This window comes from Aeromonas sp. FDAARGOS 1407, from assembly GCF_019048725.1.
GTDB classification, from domain to species: domain Bacteria; phylum Pseudomonadota; class Gammaproteobacteria; order Enterobacterales; family Aeromonadaceae; genus Aeromonas; species Aeromonas enteropelogenes.
This window is the reverse complement of the sequence record NZ_CP077399.1, coordinates 3,156,700-3,180,595: the sequence shown is the minus strand read 5'-3', so window position 1 is coordinate 3,180,595 and position 23,896 is coordinate 3,156,700. Positions and strand designations below refer to the sequence as shown.

The window sequence follows — 23,896 nt, the reverse complement described above, 5'->3', positions numbered from 1 at the left end:
GTTGCCGCCTTATTCGATGATCCTGGGATCCTTTGCCGAAATACCGAGCCGCTTCATTTTCGAGAGCAGGGTGGTGCGCTTCATGCCAAGACGCTGGGCCGCCCCCCGGGCACCGGCGACGATGCCGTTGCTCTCCTTGAGCGCCGCGATAATCGCCTCGCGCTCATCCTCCGGCCCCTGCCGGAACAGGGGGGCATCGGGCTCGTCATAAACCAGGGTCTCAATCTTGTGGTAGCCCTTGAGAGGCAGCAGCTCGTCGGGGGAGAGATTGAGCACCTGGCCGCGGGTCATCACCACGGCCCGCTCTATGATGTTCTCCAGCTCGCGAATATTGCCGTACCAGGGGAGCGACACCAGCATCTTCATGGCATCGGCCGGAATGGCGGTGATGGTGCGGCGCATCCGCTTGGCGATCTTCTTGATAAAGAAGTTGACCAGCAGCGGTATGTCTTCGCGCCGCTTGCGCAGGGGCGGCAGCTCGATGGGAAAGACGTTGAGCCGGTAGTAGAGATCGCTGCGAAAGCGCTTGTTCTTGACCATGGAAAGCAGATCGCAGTTGGTGGCCGCCACCAGTCGCACGTCCACGGCGATGGGGTTGCTGTTGCCCACCCGCTCCAGCTCGTGCTCCTGCAACACCCGCAACAGCTTGGGTTGCAGATCGATGGGCATGTCCCCCACCTCGTCGAGAAACAGGGTACCCTTGTGGGCCCGCTCGAAGCGGCCGATGCGCTGGGTCAGGGCGCCGGTGAAGGCCCCCTTCTCGTGGCCGAACAGATCGCTCTCGATAAGGCCGGTGGGAATGGCGGCGCAGTTCACCTTCACCATCTCCCGGCTGCTGCGGGCACTGAGTTGATGAATGGCTTGGGCGATCAGCTCCTTGCCGGTGCCCGTCTCCCCCAAAATCAGCACGGTGCAGTCGCTCTCGGCCACCAGCCGCACCTTCTCCATTACGCTCGCCATCACGGGGCTCTGGTAGATGATGTGGGAGAACTCTCCCCGCACGGCGGGCTCGCCAATGCGAAGAGTCTTCTCTTTCGCACCGTTGGTGTTGGAGATCTCCTGCTGCGCCTGCACGTTGTTCATGGCGATCGCCGTGCGCGCCGCCACCTGTTCGAGCAGAGAGATGTCGATATCGACGAAGAAATCCACCTCCGGGTGGGAGAGGATCAGCACCCCCAGCAGATTGCCCCGGTAACGCAGCGGCAAGATGCAGGAGCTGTTGGCCTCGGGGGGCAGGATCTGGGTGGCGAAGCGGCAGTGGGCGTTGCAGCCGTGGCCATGCTCGCGATAGATGAAATAGGGTTCGCTGTGACCCAGGGCCCCCTGCAGGCAGTTCTTTTCGAAACAGGAGTGGTCGATGATGCCGGGCTGCTCGCTCTGGCTTTCGTTCACCAGATAGCTCTTGAAGCTGTCGGAGGTGGCGTTGTATTCGGCAAGACAGAGGCTGCTGATGGCAAAATGGTGCTGCAGGATGGCAAACAGGCTTCTTGGCAGCTCGGCGATGCGCACCAGTTTGATCACCGCATTGGTCACATCCACCAAAATCTTGCAGCTGTCGCGCTCAAGGCGCAGGGAGTGGGCCTGCTCCAGGGTGCGCTCCTTGTCCTGCACGTTCTCCAGCGCAATGGCGATGATGGCCGCCAGCTGGGTCAGTTTGGCCAGCACCTCCATGGGAAAGGCGCGAGCCTCGCGGCTGATGAACTCCACCCCGCCCAGGTGGCTGCGAGCGGTGGTGATGGGCAGTTGGCAGTAGGATTGCAGGTCATCATAGACGGGGGTGCTCGCCAACAGGGCGCAGCGGTTTTCAAAGCGGGCGGCGGGCAGGATGATCGCCTGCTCCCTGGAAAAGTGCAGATCGGCCTTGCGGCAGACGAGGTGCCTTGGGCCCCTCTCCCCCATGTAGCAGAAGATGGCCTCCTCCCCCGTCCCCTGGTTGAGGATCAGGTTGACCCGGATCACGCCATCGAAACAGACGTCTATCTTGTTGAGTTTCTTGATGAAGTCATCGAGCGTCACGGCCGACAGCAGGCTTTTTGAGAGCAGGAGGAAACCGTCATCCCAGATGGGGGAGATCTCGTCCAGCGGGATGGCACTCACACTCAGCATTACGGCCTCACATTGGATCAGTGTCAGTCACAGAGCCGGCCTGCCATGCCGTGGCATACTGATTCGCCATGGCGACCGGATATAACAACAAGGGGTCGCCCTCATGCTGCTGACAAATATTGAATGGCATGATGCTTTATCAAATGTTGCAATTCAAAACGGGCACGTAACGAACAATAACAAAAGATAACATCGTCAGCGTCGATATATTCAAAGCTGGCGTGCCATCATAATGAAGCGGCGGGTTCATTACAAATCAGGCTGAATATTTTCTCGCGCATTTGTGCACATTTAATCAAGCCCGCGATTAAATAACTGATAATTAATTCAAGAGTGCCGCCCGAATTATTTGACGCTGAGCAATCTGGCTCACTGGCACTGATCACCCTGGCCCTGCTGCCACTGCAGATGTCCGCTTTTCAGTCCACCCAGGATGAAGAGCGCCGAACAGCCCTGAAAGGCCATCAGCAGCCAGCTGGCGTTGTCGGCCAGCTCCTGCGCCACCGTCCGGTGCGTAAGGTAGACCAGTAAAGTGATCAGCCCCAGCAGCATGGTGTTGATCAAGGTGGTCGAGACGAAGGCGATCAGCCAGGCGATAGTGGTACTCAGCGCGGAAAATACCCCGCGCATGGCCAGCCGCGCCGCCATGAAACAGCCGAAAAAACCAAAGCCCAACAGAAATATCATCTCGTCTTGCCAGATATAACAGCCAATACCCAGCAATATTGCGATGAAATAGCCACAAATATAAAAGATACCGAATAACCGGTTGATATCATGTTGCATGATCTCACCCATATTGAAATTTAACCAAGACAAGGGTGACCGACTCACAAGATGAGTCGGTCCCTTATTTTTTTATCTCCCCAAAGAGAGTGGTTGCCAATTACCCCTTGGCGGCGCTGCGCAATTTTGCCTTGAGCGCGCTGTACTCGGTCTGGACGCAGGGCGGGATCGCACTTTGTTAATGAAATTTGAACAGGCAGATCGTCTGTGATCTAATCGCGTCTCCATGCAGGAGGCACGCGCTATGACGTTGATTGAACACCTTACCCTTGTCGAAGAAACTCGCTCTGAGATCAATCGTAAACATAACCTGGTTGATGTCATGTTCCTTGTCATCAGTGCCATCATGAGTGGTGCCGAGGGCTGGAATGACATCGAAACCTATGGCGATTCAAAGATCGATTGGCTGCGTCAGCATCGCCCCTTTGCCAACGGCATCCCGCGGCGTCACACGGTTGCCCGCATTCTGCGCTGCATTGTCATCGATACCTTGCTTGAAGCGTTGCTGTGCTGGGTCAATGAACAGCGCACTCATCAGGGCAAACCCATCATTGCCTTTGATGGCAAGGTGTTACGCGGCTCCTTTCGGGGAAATGCCAAGGATGCGCTTCAGTTGGTCACGGCTTACGATACCGAAAATGGGCTGGTGTTAAGCCAGAAAGCAACCCCTAACAAGAAGGGGGAAATCGAAACCGTCAAAGATATGCTGGACATTCTTGAGCTAAAAGGAGCCGTTGTCACACTCGATGCGTTGCATTGTCAGCGTGAGACACTGGAGAAAATCAGCGAGAAGAAGGCTCATGTAGTGGTACAGGTCAAGAATAATCAACCGAAGCTGTATCAAGCGGTTCAATCGCAATTCCAGTCACTGTTTGACGCCCAGAAAGAGAAGATTGTCGTCGAGCACAAAGAGAGTGGACATGGCCGCCAGGAAGAGCGTTATGTGTTTCAATTAAAAGCCAAATTACCGCCAGAGTTGACGGAGAAATGGCCGACAATCCGCAGCATCATTGCCGTTGAGCGTCACCGCAGCGCCAACGGAAAAGGAACGGTAGATACCTCTTACTATGTCAGCTCGTTATCCCCCAAGCACAAGCTGCTAGGGCACTATATACGGCAGCACTGGCGGATAGAGAACAGCCAGCATTACATTCTTGATGTGGTGTTCAACGAGGATGCTTCCAGGATAGCGATGGAGGATGCGGTCGAGAATATGGCGCTATTCCGGCGGTTCGTATTGAATATCGTAAAACAGAGCAATTGTGGTGCTCGAAGTCAGAGAAACAAGCTAAAAAGAGCCGGCTGGAATGACGACTATCGGGCTCAGTTATTCTTTGGTTAAAATATCAACAAAGTGTGCTCCCGCCCTGGGTCTGGACGTAGACTTCCGCCTCGGCCTGATCCGCGATGCGCTCAATTTTTACCGCACAGTATTTGTACTCAGGGGTGTAGGAGACGGGGTCAAGGTGCTCTATGGTGAGCTCGTTGCAGGCCCCGATCCACCACTGGTAGGTCATGTAGACCACTCCGGCGTTGACCCGTTCGTTGTAGTTGGCCCGGGTGATCACCTTGCCGCGCCGCGACGAGATCCAGACCAGCGCCTGATCCTTCACCCCGAGTTTTTGGGCATCGCTCGGGTGGATCTGCACATAGCCCGGCTCATCGGCCAGGGTCTGCAGCGCCGAGCAGTTGCCGGTCATGGAGCGGCAGGAGTAGTGCCCCACCTCGCGCACGGTGGAGAGCACCAGCGGGTACTCGGCGCAGGGCTGCTCCAGCGGAGCACGCCACTCGGCGGCAATCAGCTGACCCTTGCCGCTCGGGGTGCTGAACACATTGCCCTCGAACAGGGTGCTGGTGCCCGGGTGATCCTCGGTCGGGCAGGGCCACTGCACACACTTGAGATCCGCCATCTTGTCGTAGCTGACCCCGGCGTAGAGCGGGCAGAGTCCGCGCAGCTCGTCCCAGATCTGCTCCGTATCGCGATACTCCATGGGATACCCCATGGCGGTGGCCATCAGCGAGAAGATCGCCCAGTCGGGCTTCACGTTGTCAGGCGGCGTCACCGCCTTGTAGAAGCGCTGGAAACCGCGATCCGCCGAGCTGTAGACCCCCTCGTGCTCGCCCCAGCTGGTGGCGGGCAGAATGACGTCCGCCATCTCGGCCGTCTGGGTCATGAAGATATCCTGCACGATCACCAGCTCCATCCCCGCCAGGGTACGGCGGAACTGACCGAGGTCTGCCTCGGTCTGGGCCGGATCTTCGCCGAAGATATAGAAGGCCTTGCACTTGCCCTCCTCCACCTTGTGGCCCAGCTCGGTCAGGCGATAGCCGGGCTTCTGGGAGAGCGCATCAACCCCCCACGCCCTGGCGAACTTGGCGCTGATCTCGGGGTCGCTCACCGACTGATAACCCGGGAACTGGTGGGGCAGCATCCCCATGTCGCAGGTGCCCTGCACGTTGTTCTGACCGCGTACCGGCCCGCAGCCGGTGCCACGGCGACCGAAGTTGCCGGTCAGCAGCGCAATACCCGCGAGCCCCTTGACCACGTCCACTGCCTGACCGTACTGGGTCACCCCCATGCCCCACAGGATCATGGAGGCAGGCGACGCGGCATAGGTGCGAATGGCGGCGCGGATATCGGCGGCCTTGAGGCCAGTGATCCCCTCCACGTATTCCGGGGTGTACTTGGCCACCGTGGCCTTGAAGGTGTCGAACCCTTCGGTGTAGTTGGCGACGAACTCTTTGTTGTAGAGCCCTTCATTGATCAAGACGTTGGCGAAGGCGTTGACCAGCGCCATATTGGAACCGTTTTTGAGCGGCAGCCACTGATCGGCGATGCGGGCGGTCTCCACCATGCGCGGATCACACACAATCACCTTGGCCCCGTTTGCCTTCGCCTTGAGGATATGGCGGGCAACGATGGGGTGAGAGTCAGCAGCGTTGTACCCAAACACCAGCAGGCATTGGGTCTCTTGAATTTCGGGAATGGCGTTGCTCATAGCGCCGTTGCCTACAGTTGTCTCCAGACCGGAGACTGAGGGTGCGTGTCACACCCTCGCGCAGTGATCGACGTTGTTCGTTCCAAGCACGGCGCGGGCAAATTTCTGCATCACATAGTTGGCTTCATTGCCGGGGCCACGGGCAGAGCCGGTGGTCATGATGGCGTCCGGGCCATATTTCGCCTTGATGGCAGAGAGGCGGCTGCTGGCGAACTCGATGGCTTCGTCCCAGGAGACGGCTTCGAGCTTGCCACCGCGCTCGCGGCGGATCATCGGGCTCTTGAGACGGGGGGTCAGCAGGTTGGTGTCGTTCAAGAAATCCCAACCGTAATAACCCTTGAGGCAGAGCTGCCCCTCGTTGGTCCGGCCGTTGGCACCTTCGGCCCCCACCACCTTGTCGTTTTCAACCAGCAGGTTGATCTTGCAACCGGTGCCGCAATAGGGGCACACGGTAATGACTTTTTTCATGACTCACACTCTTTTATTAACGAAAAATGTTCGGTAAAGCCCGCTCAGACCTGCGCCGGGACATGGCCTGCCAGCAGCGCCTCGGCACTGGCCAGCTGCTTTTGCCGGTTCAGGGTCTCAAGGCTCTCCGGGGTAACCAGTCGCAGTGCCTGGGTCGGGCACACCTCGACACAGGCCGGGCCCGCCTCGCGGTGCTGGCAGAGATCGCACTTGAGCGCCTGCGCCTTGGTCTGCGGCCGCTTGAAGAGCGAATCGGCCGTAGGGGCCACCTCTTTCACCACCACCGCCATGGCGCCGTAAGGACAGGCCACCACGCAGGACTTGCAGCCGATGCAGCGCGCCTGCAGCACCTTGACGCAGCCATCCTCGGTGACGATGGCGTTGTTCGGGCAGGCCATGGCACAGGGCTTGTCTTCACACTGACGGCAGAGCACCGGCGTGGTCACCTTGCTGCCCACGATCACCTTCAGGCGCGGCTGAAAATGGCTGTCTTTGGAGACCAGATGTCCATCCTCGATGGCAAGATGCAGGCCGCCCTCCCGCGCAAGGGTCCCGCTGCAAGACCCTGACTGGTGTGAAACGGCGCACGCCACCTCACAGGTACGACACCCAATACAGAGACCGGGATCGGCAATCACGAAGCTGTTCATAGAGAGGGATCCTAAATGGTTCGTTACACCCGACCGCCCTCACCCACCAAGCAGGCAAAATGCGGCCAGCCCCCACTAAGCATTTATCAGGCCAGAAGTGGGAACACCCACACATGAATTAACAACCAGCTGAAAATAAAAGGAAAAATAAGTTAATACGGCATAATTTGCCGCCGGTGACACTCCCGGCAACAAGGGGAGAAAGTGTGATCGACACGACAAAAGTGACGAGATCGACACCGGGGCTACGGAGCGACAGCCCGTCGTGTCACGGCCTCTTGCCATCGGGGGACAATCACCTATTGTTGCTTGCTCGCCCGCCCCCTTCCTTGTCTTTCCATCAGATAGGATAACGTGCGGCAGATGGTGGCACGCGCTTAGCCCTTATTTGCAAAGGAGCCGTCATCTGAAGCGATATTATGGAATGCGGTCTGTATACGGTTAAGGAACGAAATACATACTCCATTGATCCGCATCAGGCCATGATAAGGACGGTTGCAAAAGCGGCCTTCATCACAACACAGAAGCTTGGGGCGAACATGATGGTCTGGCCAACATCCATCCATGGCCCCGATATCCCGCACAGACGAGCAGAGTGTGATAGACACCTGGACCATGTGGTGCAACCCCGTGCCGACAGTAGAGCGCGGGACATGGCCGTCATGAAGGTGCGACCTCATTGCATCGCTGGCCTTGCCCCCAGATCAAGCCAATAAAAAGGCCCCAAGAGCAACACGCCTTGGGGCCTGAAGCTGCAACTCGATGGTTCATTACCCATCTGGTGCAGCCAGAAAATCCAGTCAAAGTGACAGGAGTTTCTATTTTCAGCTCAATTTACCATCAATATCGGTTTAGAAAATTTGACTACCTTACATTTATTATCACTTTACAACGTGTTGGAAAATCCCCATGGAACATCCCTCATTATATAGTAATGAGAAGTGTATTTCACCATAGGCCATATATTACTGAAGGCGATAATGGAATATCGACTTTGTAAAACAGGAGCAGCACCGATTAGATTAACAACTATTATGTTATATATTAGTTCAACAGATTGAGCGAGTGAGTGAATACGACTCGAATATCGTTTCGATCTTGCTTGGCATTGCTATCTTTGGTTCTGAACAACGCCGGCATAACGGTCATATTAATGTTCTTCATGTCACCCACATTGAATTTATAGGTAACCAGGAAGTCCCAAGACTGCATGGTGCCGTCGTAAGTTCTTTTATCTTTTACTTTCAACACGTCAGAGACGACATGCCATGCATGGTTTGCCGATGTGCCCAGAGTCAGGTTAGGCAGGCCAAAATCAAGCATATTGTATTTGAAGCCGACTTTAATCGCCTTAGCGCCAGCGACATTATAGTCTTCCAAGAAAGATAGCGTCTGCTGGAAGTCACGTTTGTCAGAGTTGGCCCATGGCGTCAGACGGAAGTTGTAGTCCCTGGTAGACTCAGCCTTGTTTTGGCTGTACCCGGTAAAATACGTGGCATTGTCCTTGGTCAAGGTCAAACCAATCCCTGCATAATATTCCAATGAAGGATCTTTAATATTTGATTTTTCGGTGATGTATTTACCGCCCTGATAATATGCAGAGGTGGCAAGTGCAGCACCATTATCAAACTTGTGGCTATCTGTGACAAGGAGGTGCCAGTTCTTCCGATAACCCTCACCTTCCCCATAGGCCAGATCATAGATGGTGTTGCCTGTATTATATACGATACCGGCTGACTGAATATAATCGATTATCTTGCCAGCCTTGATGCCGCTGAGATGCGCCGCCTCATTCTGATGCCATGTATTGGTCATATCATGGAAAGACTTGGTCCAGTCATTCCTGAACTGATCTGCCCAAGCGTACGTCAGTTTCAACTTGTCCACGGTAAATGAACTGTCAAATCCTCGGTAAGAGTGAGGGTTCAGTCCCCAGCTATTCTTGATGGTACCGGAGTTGATGGTCGTGTAGCCACCAGTGAAATTGAACAAGACATGTTCATTTCCGTATTTTGCTTTCAGCGCTGCAATGGGAATGGCGGCATAGCTCTTCTCGCATGGAGACAACTTGCCATCACCATTACAGTCATAATCAAACAACAGAACTTCAGACTGACCGACCGAAGAACCCAGCTTGATGTTGCTGGCTGCCATAAAATCGACACCAACAATGTCATTGAAGAAACCACTCTTGTAATCAAGAGATACGTTGGCAGTTTTGTTCTCAATCCCTCCACGTGTACCATCGGTGGAATAGGATCCTGTCTTGGCGTCTTTCACTGCACGGTGACGAAGATATACAGCACTGTTCAGATTCAATGATGAATCCTCAATGAATGCTTTGTGCAGATCATCACTGACGGGACTTGCCTCTGCCGTGCCATACACTGACATCAATGCCAATACAATCAGTTTTGGAGTAATCTTATGGTTATGCATTCGTTATTACCTTTTTATTTGTTATTATTCAACGTCAACTCTGGAACTTTATCCTTATACAGTTCCAAGAGTGCTACGTTATGTTCGGACGAACCTGATATATTTCCACTTTTAAAAATCGGAGGTAAATAGTCTGCCTCACTGAGACTTTTTACCAATTCAGAAAATAGTGACTGAATGATATAAATCCCATTAATGGATGAGATCGGTGTAAACGGAGTGCAATTACCATAGTTCAGCACCGCATCACCAATTGGTACATTATTGTCGATGGATATATCCGCGACATCTCTCAAATTCTGCCCTGAAGAGTGCCGCGATGACTGCGTATCACAATATTGATAGCTGGTAATCCCTACTGCTAACGCACCATGCGACTTGGCCCAGGAGATCGCTTCCACCGGAGCAGGATTGATGCCCGATGTAGATATCACGATAAGAGCATCTCTATCTGAAATATCGTAAGCCGATAACTGCTCAGTAATATACCCCTCTTGCTTCTCCAGATAAGACGATCTGGCGGCGCCTTCATGCAACATCAAGGGTTCAATAAAGATTGGCCGAACGCATGCAAGTCCACCAGCTCGATAAAAAACATCTTCTGCAAAGATATGTGAATGGCCGCAGCCAAATACATAAACGATGCCATCGTTGCGTACTATCTCTGACAATTTCTGCGCCACATCGAGCATTGTCTGACGTTGTGACTCATGAATAGTTTTCAGGCTTGTGGTTACACAATCAAAGAAAATTTCCTGCATCATCATCTACCAATAAGTTTGCCATTGACCTGCATGAACTCGATATAGGGACTCCATGTAGTAATAGTCTCCCCATAGATTGCATTCATCTATTCCCTTCCCCAGAGAAAAGGCATAAACACCATGCTTCAATAGTCCATCACACTCCGCATCCTCTCTGGATGTCATGTTGTCACGGAGACTTTTCAATAATTTCCGAGAGAGCGTGTGAAAATCATCATTTTTCAACAATGAACCGGCTTCAAGCAAGCCACAGACTGTAATCGCCAATGCTGAACTATCTTTGGGCTGATTATCTTCTGCTTTGAAGTGGAGATCCCAAAATGGAACACCATCTTCAGGCAAGCGAGACAAGAAATAGTCGCATATCGCCATATATTTATCATTGTCGATTAACTCGGGATGATATCTATATGTTAATGGCAATCCCAATACTGCCCACGCCTGTCCACGAGCCCAGCATGATGAGTCACTGTATCCCTGGAATGTCTCACCTTTTAGTGGCAACTTACTAGCTCGATCGAAGTAATAGGTATGATAGCTGGAGTAATCTTCTCTAAAAATATTTCCAGCTATCTTTCCAAAGTGGTTCAGTGCCACATCAGAATACTTTTCATTACCTGATATTTCATGAGCTTTGTACAGCAGTGGTAGATTTATCAATGAATCGATGATCAATCTGTACTCTTTATCATCGCTCATATTCCCCCATGCCTGAATAAATTGGGAGTCTTCGTGATATCTGTCTACCAATTTATCAGCAGCTAAAGTAATCGCAGCGTCAAACTTGTCGGTATCAAAAACCTGCCTTGCTGCGACCAATGAGAGACTATAAAGAAACCCTATGTCATGATGGTCAAGAACAATATGCTTATCCAATCGTTCAATGAAATCATCCAGCAGACCATCTAGCTTATCTTTAAAAAAAGTGTCCCCAGTAAACTCATATGCAATCAACAACATTCCTGTCCAAAAACCATTCGTCCAATCATTGTTTTTTTTCAGCAAATATTTGTTGTCAACTGCACACGCTGATGGAAATTCAGTGCCGACTTTATCAATTAATTTTTTTAGTTTCTGACATGCCCACCTTAATTCATCTACAACTTCTTCATTACTGATAGGAGGGAGATGTTCAAGGTGATAAATACTGTTTTTTATCATAGGTTATCTCTAGATGGTAAACACTCTACTCTTATATTCATCCAATAAGGAGAGGTTATATTCTTTACCACCTGGTTGATTGATTGACTTCAATATCGGCAATGATATTCCCGAATCAATAATCAATTCAGTAGCACGGATAGAAATACAGTTTGCTATATATGCGACCGCAATTGAGGATGTAGGACCTACCTTCACCTCTGATGCAGGGATCTCGATAGAGCAGTCACCGGAGAAACAGCAATTATCGATGACCACGTCCGCCAGATCTGCCAACTTCAGGCCACTTGAGTGCTTCGGCGCAGCATTATTGGCATCGCCTTTATTGACTACGGCGATGATCTTAATACCAAGCTGCTTTATCTTCTGAGCCAATTCAACCTGCAACGACTTGTTGCCGGAGTTGGAGATAATTACAAACGCATCATGAGGTTGCAGATCCAGCAAAGAAGAGAAGACATCACCAACCCCTTCAATATTTTCAAACCAACCACTATGACCGTAGAAATTATCCAGAGCCCTGGTATTTACGAATCCACCAGCTCGGCCAGCAAATTCAATCGCACCGGCAAATGAATGCCCAGTTCCAATAGCGTAAATAATCCCTTTGTTTTTTACTGTACTTTTGAAAATCTCGGCAGCACGTTCAATTTCTTCAAATTGAGTTTCATCGATTTTTTCAATGACACTAAAAATATTACTTTTGAACTTTTCGAGTTGTCTCATCACGATGCCCAATAGTTGCTTGAGAATGAAGTGATGAGATCTTCACCATCATCAGGTACCATTCTGGCGGTGATTTTTACACCACGCTCAATGAGTGACATAATGTCGCGCTTCTCGCCCTCAGTCACACTGACAGAGCGCTTTATCTGTGTTGTATCAGGGCGATTAGACATGTTGCCAATATTAAATTCTTTTATATCTACCCCACCATCGACCAGCGCCTTGATCACTTCAGGTTTCTTGGCCAGAACCAGAACTCGCTGACCTTCATATTTACCGGAAGAGATATTTTCAATCGCCGTCTGTGTTGAAATAATTGATGTATTGACACCTGCTGGCGCGGCCATTCTCAAGATGCTTTTCTCAACATCATTGCAAGATACCTGATCATCAATCACCATGATTCTATTTGCCGAGTAGTAACTAACCCAGCGGGTAGCAACTTGACCATGGATCAACCTATCATCAATACGGATATGTGAAATACCTTTCATCTTTATACCTTTTGATATCAGAAAATGCCGAGATTATAAGAAGCAACACCAAAGAACATGAGAATAAAGATTACCTTGGTAGAGTTCATTCCCTTAAGGCCCAACAGCCAATATGTCAGCATCACGACACAGAACGGCATCAACCCTGGCATCAGCTGATCAGCGATGGTTTGTAATTTGAGAGAAACTTCACCATAGCTAAATTCAAAACTGAGCTTGGCCTTCACCACTGTCGGGATGAGAGCACCGACGACTGTCAGACCCAGAATATTTGCTGACTTGGTGATCTTGTTCAGTTGCGTACTGAGCTGCCCAACCAACTTGACCCCTTCGTTGTAGCCAACCTTGACGCTGTAACGCATGAAGGCCAAGCGAATCAAACCAAAGATAGGCCACAACAGCAGACCAAGAGGATTGCCTTGCAAAGCAAGGTACGATGCAATGGAACCACAAATAGTCGTTGGGATAACAAAGAACAAGGTATCACCAATCCCGGCCAGGGGGCCCATCAACCCCATCTTGGTCGATGTGACGGCGTTTTTACCCTCGAGTCCCGTATCATTCTCCAGCGCGATATTCACACCCAGAATAGATGGTGCCATGGTGTTGTTGGTATTGAAGAACTGAGAATGGTTCTGTGCTGCCGAAATCAGTTCAGCTTTGGATTTATATTTATACTTTAGGAAAGGGATGATACTGAACAGGTATCCCAGACCTTGCATTTTTTCATAGTTCCAACCAGCCTGACCAAAAAAAAACCAGCGCCAAAAAACCTTATTTATAATCTTATTCATCACCCATAGCCTCATGCTGCAGATTGGTGGATGTTTTCATTACATCATCACTGGAATTGAAATATGCGATAGCAATCGCCAAACCGACCAGGGCAACGCCCAATACCGGGACTGACAGGTACGCTGACAAAAAGAAACCGACAATCAAGAAAGACATGTTTTTCTTAACCGGCAGATATCTCAACAGGATTGCAATACCCAACGCAGGCAACATTCCCCCTGCCACTTTCAAGCCGTTCATGATTGCATCTGGGATATATGACACGACATCATTTACAAAGACCGAGCCCAACGACAGCGCTAAAAATACCGGGATCATGCGTGATAACGACATGGGTATGATGCCCAGCAAGTTCATATTTGCTGCCTTGTCAGGCTCACCATTCTCGATAAGGGCTTCGGCGCGATGCTGGATGAAGGTATTGATAAAGCGAGCCAGCACATCCAGTTGGACCATCAAGAGACCAATGGGGATGGCAATCGTGGCACCAAATTCGGCCCCTTTACCGCTCATCACGGCAAATGCCGTTCCCAGCAAAGCCCCGGTCATATAATCAGGAATTGAGGCACCACCAAAGTTGCCGACACCCAATACCAACAAGTTAAGAGTGCCGCCAACCATCAGCCCCGTTTGTATATCCCCCATAATAACGCCGGCAAAAAAACCAGCCATGGTCGGTTTTACAAAACCAATCGTTGTGTTGTTGCCATCATATATCGCCAGTGCGGAATACGCAGACAAGAGCAAAATTTGCCACAGTTCAATGTGTTCAAACATGTTATTCATCTCCTGTAGAAATCAAGGTGAGATGTTCTTGCATCCGCAGCATGGATATTCCTTCCACCGATATACCCAGTATCTGGCCAATACCATCGTGAGTGAGCTCATCACCATCAAAAAGTACGGACTCAAGTACCATGTTCAAATTCATCCCTGTGAGCAAAGTGACCTTGTTGGCAAGGTTATTTTGAATGATATATGCTGCAGCAGCATTGTATGGAGACCCGTTCTGCAAGTCTGAAATAATAAGGAATTGTTGCGTTTCCTTGATTTTCATGGATATGAAATCAGCCAGTTTGGTACCGAAAACACCAATACCTTCCGCAGCTGTCAATTCAATGACACTTAATCTCTCTTGCTCTCCAAGAATAAGTTCCACTGATCGTTTTGCACCACTTGCGATACCATCATGAGATATCAACAACACTTCCATTTATCCACCTCGAGTTGACTCCAATTTTAGATAAAAAGATTCAATTCTTTTAAATGTTTCAATATATTCAATCACATCACCGGACGGCATGCGGGTGGTTCTCAGTATCCTCACCACTGCCGAATTTTTCGGAATTGACAGATGCGATGCAATATCATCATCAGGACAATTTATCACTGTAATTTCCTCCGTGAATGGCATGGCGTACATATCAATGTTGTTGAATTCTGCCAAATGTTCATACAGAGAAATATCGCCTCCCCCTGCTATGAGTTTTTGTGGATTCAAGTATTTTTCTGCTATGTAAGATGTCTGGACCGCATAGGGCGTTCTCTGTTCAGACTTCAATCTTACAATCTTGTAAAATTCCTGCTGGTTTAGTTGATTTAATATCACGTTAATCGAAGGCGTTGATGCCACAGAAACACTAATCAATGACACCTGAGAGCTATTCAACTTGATGTTAAAATCGCTTTCAGAAATTAATACATTTTTGTTTCTTTTTGCTTTTGATACAAAGGTCCCTTTCCCTTGTTGCCGAAACAAAAAGCCTTCATTGACAAGTTCATGAATTGCCTTGATGACGGTAGCAGAGCTGACGCCATATTTTAATTTCAATTCTGATTCACTATAGAATTTTTGACCTGGAGTATATTTGCCTTCATTTATCTCGGCGATCAGCTCACTCTTGATTGTCAAATATTTTGCTTTGCTAGACATTCGTATACCTTCAATAATAATGCATCTGAAAAGGAACTTTGAAGCCCTCTAATGAGGGACGCTCAGCAGATCAATACATTGATATGCATGAAAACTGTGCCACTCTATGAAAGAGCATTCTTGTCATCGAACATCTATTGAGTAAAACACTTCTATATGAGTGAATTTTGTTCTATTTAAGATCCTTTATATCTTGCTCGTTTATCTGTTCGATACCCTGACTCACCTGACAGTCTTGTTAACACATGGTGATGTGAAATTTTCTGGGTTCCTCCCAGTCACCATACGTATAACTTAACAGGTTAACCGGTTAAGTGGAGATCTAATACGTCATTTTGTGACGAAGCTCGTCATAAATTTGAAAACGTTTTCCCATAAGTGCGTTATGGGTACGCAACGGTCTCCCGCTTGTGATGATGCCGGCTGATAGCCGCTTCTCATCCGCCCTCTTCCTGGAGACCAAGATAGTTCGTCACAAGTGACGAACGTCACAGTTCGACATCTACCAGCCTTCTTGCTGCGCTCTCACCTAAAAAATAAATTTATTTAAAAACATAAGCTTATGGTGATAATTCACGCCAAATCCATATTGGCCCGCATTTTGCCATCCAGCGCCTACTCCATTCCTTCGCGACACGACAAGGTAGGCTATGAACCGCTTCGTTATCGCTGACCCCAAGCTTTGTATCGGCTGTGGCACCTGTATGGCGGCCTGCAGCGAGGTACACAAGGCGCAAGGTTTGCAACAAGCCCCCCGTTTAACCGTTATGCGACACGAACAGGCGACCATGCCGGTTCAGTGCCGTCACTGTGACGATGCCCCCTGCAGCAAGGTGTGTCCGGTCGAGGCAATTCGCCAGACCGGCGATTGCGTGCAACTCAACGAGTCGCTCTGCATCGGCTGCAACCTTTGCGCCGTGGCCTGCCCTTTTGGCGCCATCCAGAGCGGCGGTAGCCGTCCGGTGGCCGTGGCCACCAGTTACGACACCTATATCCCCTGCTCCATCCGCTCCAGCAACCCCTCCACCTCCGCGGGCCTCGGCTGCTTTGGCGAGGATCTGCTGAGCTGGGAGCCGGGCGTGCGCAGCATCGCGGTCAAGTGTGACCTGTGCGAATTTCGCGCCGATGGGCCGGCCTGTGTCGGTGCCTGCCCCTCCCAGGCGCTGAAGCTGGTCAATGACGGCGACACCGAACGCGCCGCACGTATCCGTCGCCAACAAGCGGCCGACACCAACCCGCAAGGGGCCTCTGCCTTCTCGGCGCCCGCCACGGCGATCCCTGCATCCGATTTATCCACCACAGAGGGAGCGTGCTGATGTTGTCCCCCCTTGTTATGGCCACGCTCCTGCTCTTTTTGCTGGGCGCCGCCGTCGGTTTGCTCCTGCAAAAGCTGCCCGCACTGGCTAACCGCCTCAACAGTGGCCTTGCCCTGCTGGGCTCGCTCGCGGGCCTGGTCGCCGCCATCCAGATCTTTGCCCAAGGCGCGCCCGTCGACGGCCAGCTCTGGCTACTGGGCTCGGTTCATCTCGACATGCTCTCCGCGCTGATGCTGCTGGTCATCAGCACCGTCGGCGTCGCAGTCGCCCTCTACTCCTTTGCCTATATCCGCGAATATCAGGGCAAGGGGGATGTGGCCATCGGCGCGCTGATGAACCTCTTCCTCTTTGCCATGGTGGGCATGGTGCTGGCCGACAATGCGCTCGGTTTCTTGCTCTGCTACGAGCTGGTAACCCTCACCACCTACTGGCTGGTCAAGACCAACCCGGAAGCCGCCAAACAGAGCCGTCTCTATCTGGTGATGAACCATATCGGCATGGCGCTGGTGCTGATCGCCTTCTGGCTGCTCTGCCGCGAAAGCGGCTCGCTGGAGTTCGCCGCACTGCGCGAGCACCATCTGGCGGGCGCCCTGGCCTCCCTGGTGTTCCTGCTCAGCTTCTGCGGCTTTGGTCTGCGCGCCGGTTTTGTGCCGCTGCACGGCTGGCTGCCGGTGGCCGAGCCCGTCGCCCCCTCCCATATCTCGGCGCTGATGTCCGGCGTGATGGTGAAGCTGGGTCTCTTTGGCATCTTGCGGGTCAGCATCGATTTTCTCGGTGCCAGCCAGCTCTGGTGGGGCTATGTGGTACTGATCTTCGGTGCCTGCTCGGCAGTGCTCGGGGTACTGTTTGCGCTGGCCGAGCACGATCTCAAGCGGCTGCTCGCCTACCACACGGTGGAGAACATCGGCATCATCCTGATGGGGATGGGGATCGGCATGATCGGCATCGCCAACCAGCAACCGGCACTGGTGGTGCTGGGGCTGCTCGGAGCCCTCTATCACCTGCTCAACCACGCCATCTTCAAGAGCCTGCTCTTTATGGGCACCGGTTCAGTGATGTTCCGCCTGCACACCCGCGACATGGACAAGATGGGGGGGCTGGCCAAGCTGATGCCCTGGACTGCGCTGGCGTTCCTCATCGGTGCCATGGCCATCTCGGCGCTGCCGCCGCTGAACGGCTTTGTCAGCGAGTGGTTTATCTACCAGTCGCTGCTCTCCATGACCAAACTCGGCACCTCTGTCGTCGCGCCGCTCGCGGTAGTGATGCTGGCGGTAACCGGCGCCATGGCGGTGATGTGCTTCGTCAAGGTGTACGGCATCTGCTTCTGCGGCGCCCCGCGCAGCGAGAAGGCGAGCCACGCCCGCGAAGTGTCGGGCGCCATGGTGGCAGGCACCCTGCTGCTGGCCGCCGTCTGTCTGGTGCTGGGTCTGGGCGCCCCCTGGATTGCCCCTCATATCGCCAGCTATGGCCAGGCCCTGGTCTCTACTCAAGTCACGAGCCAGATAAGCGTCGCCACCGGCGCCACCCTGCAGCCGCTAGATAGCAGCCAGGCGATCCTCTCCCCACCCGTTATCGCCATCACCCTGCTGGGGCTGTTCCTCATCCCGCTGCTGGTACTGGCCATCTTCAAGGGGCCCAAGCTGGGTCGTCGTCACGCAGGCACGCCATGGGCCTGTGGTTACGCCTACGAGGAGCGCATGAGCCTCACCTCCGGCGGTGTCACCCACACCTTGCGCCAACTCTGCGCGCCGCTCTATCGCAAGCAGCCGCAGCTCGATCTGGCCAGCGCCCTGCACGGGGTGAGCGATACCAGCGGAACGACCGGCTGGCCGCTGCTCTCTTTAATAAATGGTGTTGTGCTGGCGCTCTTTATCCTGATGGCTGTAGGAGTCTGATATGCCTGTTCTTGAAATGCCGAGCTGGGGCATGGTTGCCCTCGCCCTGACCCAGGCCATCGCCATGCTGGCGCTGGCGCCGCTCGCCACCGGTTTCAACCGGGTGCTGCGGGCCAGGATGCACTCCCGTCAGGGACCGGGCCTGCTGCAGGATTACCGGGATATCGCCAAGCTCCTGCGCCGTCAGGAGGTAACCCCCGAGCCTGCAGGCATCATCTTCAACCTGATGCCTGCGCTGCTCATCGCCGCCCTCTTGCTGGTAGGGATGGCGCTGCCGACCCTGACTCACGAGTCTCCCTTCCCCATCGCCGGGGATCTCATCACCGATATCTATCTGTTCGCCATCTTCCGCTTCTTCTTCTCCCTCTCGGGGCTCGACAGCGGCAGCATGTTTGCAGGGATCGGCGCCCGCCGCGAACTGACCCTCGGCATTCTGGTGGAGCCCATTCTGGTGCTCGCCTGCTTCATCATGGCGATGATGGTGGGCAGCTCGGATCTGGGCAACATCAGCCGCTATGTGGCGACCCAGCCACTGGCCGCGCCGGTTGCCACCCTGCTGGCCGGCGCCGCCTGCGCCTTCGCGGTGTTTGTCGAGATGGGCAAGCTGCCCTTTGACTGCGCCGAAGCCGAGCAGGAGCTGCAGGAAGGGCCGCTCACCGAGTATTCCGGTGCGGGCCTGGCCCTGCTCAAGCTCTCCATCGGCCTCAAGCAGCTGGTGGTGGTGCAGCTCTTTCTGGTGATTTTCCTGCCCTTCGGCAAGGCGGCCAACTGGAGTCTGCCTGCGCTCATCGGCGCGGCGCTGATCCTCGCCTGCAAGCTGCTGGTGGCCTTTTTACTGGCTGGCATCATCGAAAACGCCATGGCCCGTACCCAGTTCGTGCGCACCCACAAGCTCACCCGCTACGCCTTGGGACTGGCCCTGCTGGCGCTGCTCGCCTATCTGGTCGGGATCTGAGCCATGCCCGCCAGCACAGCAACTTTTTCCGATTTCATCATTTGTGAATGCTCATTCCCGAACATTAAAGTGAGAACTGCATGACCATCGCCATTTCGGATCGCATCGGCTGCGACTACATCCAGCAGGTGCGAGCCCAACTGCCCCACGCCATCGTCGACGAGGTGTGGCAAACCGCCGATCAGGCCACTATCACCGTCAAACCCACCAGTCTGGTCGAGACGGCCAGTCTGATCTTCCATCAGCTGGGAGGCTGGCTTCCGCTCTCCTTTGCCAATGACGAGCGCAGCCTCAACGGCCACTTTGCCGTCTACCACGTCTTCTCCATGGAGGGCGACACCAAGTGCTGGATCACAGTCCGGGTGCTGGTGGATGCCGATACCCAGGAGTACCCCTCCATCACCCCGACCATTCCGGCGGCGGTATGGGGCGAGCGGGAGATCCGCGACATGTACGGCCTGCGCGCCATCGGCCTGCCGGATGAACGCCGTCTGGTACTGCCGGACGACTGGCCGGAGGATATCCACCCGCTGCGCAAGGACGCCATGGATTACCGCCAGCGCCCGATGCCCACCACCGACACCGAGACCTACCCCTTCGTCAATGAGCTCGGCAGTGATGCCAACCGCATCGTGCCGGTCGGCCCGCTGCACATCACCTCGGACGAACCGGGGCACTTTCGTCTGTTCGTCGATGGCGAAGACATCATCGATGCCGACTACCGCCTCTTCTATGTCCATCGCGGCATGGAGAAGCTGGCGGAAACCCGCATGGGCTACAACGAAGTGGCCTTCCTGACCGACCGGGTCTGCGGCATCTGCGGCTTTACCCACAGCGTCGCCTACACCACCTCGGTGGAGAACGCCATGGGCATTGCGGTGCCCGAGCGGGCCAAGATGATCCGCGCCGTGCTGCTGGAGGTAGAGCGCCTGCACAGCCATATCCTCAACATCGGCCTGTCGAGCCACTTCACCGGTTTCGACACCGGCTTCATGCAGTTCTTCCGGGTGCGGGAGAAATCCATGACCCTGGCCGAGCTGCTGACCGGCGCACGCAAGACCTACGGTCTCAACCTGATTGGCGGGGTACGCCGCGACATCTTCAAGGAGGATCGCATCAAGGGCGCCCAGCTGGTGCGCGAGCTGCGTGATGAGCTCAAACCCCTGGTGGCCATGCTGCTGGATACCGCCAACATCTCCTCCCGCCTCATCGGTATCGGCAAGCTCGACCCGCAGATTGCCCGCGATTTCAGCTGCGTCGGCCCCATGGTGCGGGCGAGCGGCTTCAAGCGCGACGTGCGCCGGGTCCACGACTTTGCCGGCTACCGCGAGCTGCCGATGGAGATCCAGACCAAGGCGGGCTGCGACGTGCAATCCCGGGTGCTGGTGCGCATCCACGAGCTCTACGACTCCCTCGACATGATTGAGTTTGGTCTTGAACACCTGCCACAGGGGCCGCTGTTGACCGAAGGATTCACCTACCAGCCGGGCAAGTTTGCGTTGGGCTTTACCGAAGCGCCCCGCGGCGAGAACGTCCACTGGAGCATGACGGGAGATAACCAGAAGCTGTTCCGCTGGCGCTGCCGCGCCGCCACCTACGCCAACTGGCCTGCTCTGCGTTACATGCTGCGCGGCAATACCGTGGCGGATGCGCCGCTGATTATCGGCAGTCTGGATCCCTGCTACTCCTGTACCGATCGGGTCACCCTGGTCGACCCCAGGAAGGGCAAATCCACCGTGGTCTCCTACAAGGAGATCGAGCGCTACGGCATCGATCGCAAAAACTCTCCGCTGAAATAAGGGGTCATCATGATCAAGCTGTTCAAGACCATCCTCAAGGCTGGCACCCCGACCGCCAAGTACCCCTTCGCACCTATTGATGTGAACCGGGATTTTCGCGGCAAACCGAAATATCAGGCGGATCAGTGCATCACCTGCGCCGCCTGCACCAAGGCCTGCCCGGCCAACGCGCTGGTGATGGAAGTGGACATGGAGACCGGCGAACGGCGCTGGGAGATCTCCATGGCGCGCTGCATCTTCTGCGGCCGCTGCGAGGAGGTCTGCCCGACCCGCGCCATCGCCCTCTCCCCCGAGTTCGAACTGGCGGTGACCAACAAGGCGGATCTCTATGAGGAGGCCCGCTTCGCGCTGGCCCCCTGCACCCTGTGCGGCACCTACTTTGCCCCGAGCAAGCTGGTGGCGCTGGTGGAGGACACCCTCAAGCAGGCAGGCACGCCGCTGGCTCGCGATGCCAAGCCGCTAGCGCCGCCAGAGCGGCTGCACCACTGCCCCGACTGCAAACGAAAACAGAGCATGCTGAGCCAGCCTGACTCGGCCCTGGTCACACCGATAGCCACACCGATGGCCGCACAAAAGGAGTGGATGTGATGAGCAAGATCAAAGGCATAGAACCGGTTGTCGGCCATGCCCATACCCGCGCCGTGCCGCTGGCACAGGATCCCGAGATCACCAAACTCAAGAAGACCCTGCTCAAGGACATTCGCCGCTCGGCCTATGTCTACCGGGTCGATTGCGGCGGCTGCAACGCCTGCGAGATCGAGATCTTCGCCACCATCACCCCGCTGTTCGATGCCGAGCGTTTCGGCATCAAGGTGGTCGCCTCCCCCCGCCATGCCGACATTCTGCTCTTTACCGGCGCGGTGACCCGGGCGATGCGGGTACCGGCCCTGCGCGCCTACGAGGCAGCCCCCGATCCCAAAATCTGCATCGCCTACGGTGCCTGTGGCTGTGACGGCGGCATCTTCCACGACCTCTACTGCGTCTGGGGCGGCACCGACAAAATCGTACCGGTGGATGTCTATATTCCCGGCTGCCCGCCTACTCCCGCCGCAACCATCTACGGCTTTGCCGTGGCGCTCGGTCTGCTTGAACAGAAACTCAAAGCCACCAGCCATGAGGTGCAACCGGGTGAGCGGGTCGAACTGCGCCACACCGGTATCCCCAACGAAATTCGGGTGATGATCGAGCGCGAAGCACGCCGCATGGCCGGTTACCGGCAGGGACGGATCATCGCCGACGAGTTTATGGCCCTGCTCGAAGGGGCGACCCGGCAGGATGTGGATCTGCGTATCCAGAGCTACCTCGATCAGCACGAGGATCCGCGCCTGGCGGAGATCGTCAACAACCTCGCAAACGCCTGCCTCAACCGGGCGGCCGGCAAGGGAGAGGCGCTGCATGGCTGACGAGGTTTTCTTCTATCGCCTCTCGCGCAAGTTCGTCGACGAGCAGTTCGACGTGCCGCCCGCCTCGGCAAAGGAGATGGGGCAGGCCAAAGAGGTGATCTACTACAGCCTCGCCATCGGCCACCACCTCGGCATCGTCGATTGCCTGCGAGCAGACCTGGTCTGCTCGCTGACGGGTTATCGCGACTGGGTGGCCAAGCTGCCAGAGGGGAGCGAAGCGCGCCGCAAGATGGAGGGGTTTCTCACCTTTGGCGAGATCACCATCTATCGCGAGCACTGCCATATGCTGGCCTGCGCCTTCGACCGGCTGCGCAAAGCCGACAATGTGCTCAATGAGCATGAGCTGGGCTGGACCAACACCTTTATGGATCAGCTCACCGCCCTCTTTAACGATCCCCATATGTACCTGATGGTAAGGAGCCGCTGATGGGCTGCAATCTCGTGTTGACCGTGGGCAATGCCATGATGGGGGACGACGGTGCCGGCCCCTATCTCGCCGACAAGCTGCAGGCCGCCCCCCTGCCCGGCTGGATCCATATCGACGGCGGCATCGCGCCGGAAAATGCGGTCTACAAGGTGCGGGAGCTGCAACCGGAGCGGGTGGTGCTGGTGGATGCCGCCGAGATCGGTGAAAAGGCGGGCACCCTCAAGGTGATCCCCCCCGAGACCATCGCCGAGATGTTTATCTTCTCGACCCACAACATGCCGCTCAATTTCCTGATCGACGAGCTCAAGACCTTTGTCCCAAAGGTGATCTTTGTCGGGGTACAACCGGCCATCGTTGCCTTCTCCTTCCCGATGACCGGGATGGTGAGCGGCGCCATGGATTATTTGCATCAGCATCTTGATTGCGCCCGGGATAGCGGTTTGTTAATAAATAAACTGGCACAGTGGAATATGGCGCAGGATACCGCCTGAATATTTAACGGAGTGTTAAAAGGCACCTGCCAAAATATTTAATCAATGCTCGATGTTAAATGAATGACATCGGGCTAATTGTCCTGTTTTTGATATAAAACAATTCAACCTAAAATTTTCAAAATATTGTCTCAACACGACCAGAAAAGCATTGCCAGCACGTACAGATTGGCACAGAATGGCGGCCGACGCGGAAGTTGATGGGGTCTGGTGGCCCCCTCGGTCTTCAAAACCGATGTGAGCCGAGAAGGCTCTGGCAGGTTCGATTCCTGCCTCTTCCGCCACTTTC

Annotated in this window: 22 protein-coding genes and 1 tRNA gene; 10 read left to right on the top strand and 13 right to left on the bottom strand. The window is 54.1% G+C overall.

From position 1 onward, the window contains the following. Positions 1-9 precede the first annotated feature (9 nt). Together I6L37_RS15105 and I6L37_RS15100 are read right to left on the bottom strand one after the other, a co-directional pair. On the bottom strand, positions 10-2,106 hold the full coding sequence (locus I6L37_RS15105; protein WP_216992270.1) for a sigma 54-interacting transcriptional regulator: 2,097 nt from the start codon (positions 2,104-2,106) through the stop codon (positions 10-12). 369 nt (positions 2,107-2,475) lie between these two features. Continuing rightward, a complete protein-coding gene (locus I6L37_RS15100) occupies positions 2,476-2,793 on the bottom strand; it encodes a hypothetical protein (protein ID WP_254203494.1) in 318 nt (105 codons plus the stop codon). Positions 2,794-3,136: 343 nt separating this feature from the next. Here I6L37_RS15100 and I6L37_RS15095 point away from each other — a divergent pair, with 343 nt between their 5' ends. Continuing rightward, positions 3,137-4,234, top strand: a complete 1,098-nt coding sequence (locus I6L37_RS15095) for an ISAs1-like element ISAs1 family transposase (RefSeq protein WP_010676219.1) — start codon at positions 3,137-3,139, stop codon at positions 4,232-4,234. A 4-nt stretch (positions 4,235-4,238) separates the two neighbouring features. Here the strand turns inward: I6L37_RS15095 and fdhF are convergent, their stop codons facing one another. The 11 genes from fdhF to I6L37_RS15040 all read right to left on the bottom strand — a co-directional run bounded on the left by fdhF (position 4,239) and on the right by I6L37_RS15040 (position 15,321). After that, entirely contained in the window at positions 4,239-6,359 is a 2,121-nt protein-coding gene (fdhF, locus tag I6L37_RS15090; protein ID WP_216992268.1) for a formate dehydrogenase subunit alpha, read from the bottom strand. A 44-nt stretch (positions 6,360-6,403) separates the two neighbouring features. After that, on the bottom strand, positions 6,404-7,009 hold the full coding sequence (locus I6L37_RS15085; protein ID WP_216992267.1) for a 4Fe-4S binding protein: 606 nt from the start codon (positions 7,007-7,009) through the stop codon (positions 6,404-6,406). A gap of 1,044 nt (positions 7,010-8,053) precedes the next feature. Beyond that, positions 8,054-9,448 (bottom strand): OprD family outer membrane porin, encoded by a 1,395-nt coding sequence (locus tag I6L37_RS15080; protein ID WP_216992266.1) that lies wholly within the window; start codon positions 9,446-9,448, stop codon positions 8,054-8,056. Positions 9,449-9,462: 14 nt separating this feature from the next. Continuing rightward, entirely contained in the window at positions 9,463-10,215 is a 753-nt protein-coding gene (locus I6L37_RS15075) for an SIS domain-containing protein (protein ID WP_216992265.1), read from the bottom strand. Beyond that, positions 10,216-11,373: a glycoside hydrolase family 88 protein gene (locus I6L37_RS15070; protein ID WP_216992264.1), complete on the bottom strand. Its 1,158-nt coding sequence runs from the start codon at positions 11,371-11,373 to the stop codon at positions 10,216-10,218. A gap of 9 nt (positions 11,374-11,382) precedes the next feature. Beyond that, positions 11,383-12,099 carry a sugar isomerase domain-containing protein gene (locus I6L37_RS15065; RefSeq protein ID WP_216992263.1) on the bottom strand — a complete coding sequence of 239 codons (717 nt, stop codon included), beginning with the start codon at positions 12,097-12,099 and terminating at the stop codon, positions 11,383-11,385. Next, the gene (locus tag I6L37_RS15060; RefSeq protein WP_216992262.1) at positions 12,099-12,593 is read right to left on the bottom strand and encodes a PTS sugar transporter subunit IIB; all 495 of its coding nucleotides are present in this window, start codon (positions 12,591-12,593) and stop codon (positions 12,099-12,101) included. Before I6L37_RS15060 ends, I6L37_RS15065 begins: the two co-directional genes overlap by 1 nt. Positions 12,594-12,610: 17 nt before the next feature. Further along, positions 12,611-13,387, bottom strand: a complete 777-nt coding sequence (locus I6L37_RS15055) for a PTS system mannose/fructose/sorbose family transporter subunit IID (RefSeq protein ID WP_216994179.1) — start codon at positions 13,385-13,387, stop codon at positions 12,611-12,613. Next, positions 13,380-14,165, bottom strand: a complete 786-nt coding sequence (locus I6L37_RS15050) for a PTS sugar transporter subunit IIC (RefSeq protein WP_216992261.1) — start codon at positions 14,163-14,165, stop codon at positions 13,380-13,382. Before I6L37_RS15050 ends, I6L37_RS15055 begins: the two co-directional genes overlap by 8 nt. Position 14,166: 1 nt before the next feature. Next, complete coding sequence (locus I6L37_RS15045; protein ID WP_216992260.1) at positions 14,167-14,601, bottom strand: PTS sugar transporter subunit IIA; 435 nt, start codon at positions 14,599-14,601, stop codon at positions 14,167-14,169. Further along, positions 14,602-15,321: a GntR family transcriptional regulator gene (locus tag I6L37_RS15040; protein WP_254203493.1), complete on the bottom strand. Its 720-nt coding sequence runs from the start codon at positions 15,319-15,321 to the stop codon at positions 14,602-14,604. Positions 15,322-15,971: 650 nt separating this feature from the next. On the opposite strand from I6L37_RS15040, the gene I6L37_RS15035 reads away from it, so the two are divergent. The 9 genes from I6L37_RS15035 to I6L37_RS14995 all read left to right on the top strand — a co-directional run bounded on the left by I6L37_RS15035 (position 15,972) and on the right by I6L37_RS14995 (position 23,891). Next, positions 15,972-16,637 (top strand): 4Fe-4S dicluster domain-containing protein, encoded by a 666-nt coding sequence (locus I6L37_RS15035; RefSeq protein WP_216992259.1) that lies wholly within the window; start codon positions 15,972-15,974, stop codon positions 16,635-16,637. Beyond that, complete coding sequence (gene hyfB / locus I6L37_RS15030) at positions 16,637-18,532, top strand: hydrogenase 4 subunit B (protein ID WP_216992258.1); 1,896 nt, start codon at positions 16,637-16,639, stop codon at positions 18,530-18,532. The genes I6L37_RS15035 and hyfB overlap by 1 nt, the downstream gene beginning before the upstream one ends. Position 18,533: 1 nt before the next feature. After that, entirely contained in the window at positions 18,534-19,487 is a 954-nt protein-coding gene (locus tag I6L37_RS15025; protein WP_216992257.1) for a respiratory chain complex I subunit 1 family protein, read from the top strand. Positions 19,488-19,567: 80 nt separating this feature from the next. Next, complete coding sequence (locus I6L37_RS15020; RefSeq protein ID WP_216992256.1) at positions 19,568-21,286, top strand: NADH-quinone oxidoreductase subunit C; 1,719 nt, start codon at positions 19,568-19,570, stop codon at positions 21,284-21,286. A 9-nt stretch (positions 21,287-21,295) separates the two neighbouring features. Then, positions 21,296-21,874, top strand: coding sequence for a formate hydrogenlyase complex iron-sulfur subunit (locus tag I6L37_RS15015; protein WP_216992255.1), 579 nt, complete (start codon positions 21,296-21,298; stop codon positions 21,872-21,874). Continuing rightward, a complete protein-coding gene (locus I6L37_RS15010) occupies positions 21,874-22,689 on the top strand; it encodes an NADH-quinone oxidoreductase subunit B family protein (RefSeq protein WP_216992254.1) in 816 nt (271 codons plus the stop codon). The genes I6L37_RS15015 and I6L37_RS15010 overlap by 1 nt, the downstream gene beginning before the upstream one ends. Beyond that, complete coding sequence (locus I6L37_RS15005; protein ID WP_216992253.1) at positions 22,682-23,116, top strand: formate hydrogenlyase maturation HycH family protein; 435 nt, start codon at positions 22,682-22,684, stop codon at positions 23,114-23,116. Before I6L37_RS15010 ends, I6L37_RS15005 begins: the two co-directional genes overlap by 8 nt. Beyond that, on the top strand, positions 23,116-23,607 hold the full coding sequence (hycI, locus tag I6L37_RS15000; protein ID WP_216992252.1) for a hydrogenase maturation peptidase HycI: 492 nt from the start codon (positions 23,116-23,118) through the stop codon (positions 23,605-23,607). The genes I6L37_RS15005 and hycI overlap by 1 nt, the downstream gene beginning before the upstream one ends. Positions 23,608-23,799: 192 nt before the next feature. Further along, a tRNA-Sec gene (locus I6L37_RS14995) sits at positions 23,800-23,891 on the top strand. Positions 23,892-23,896 lie beyond the last annotated feature (5 nt).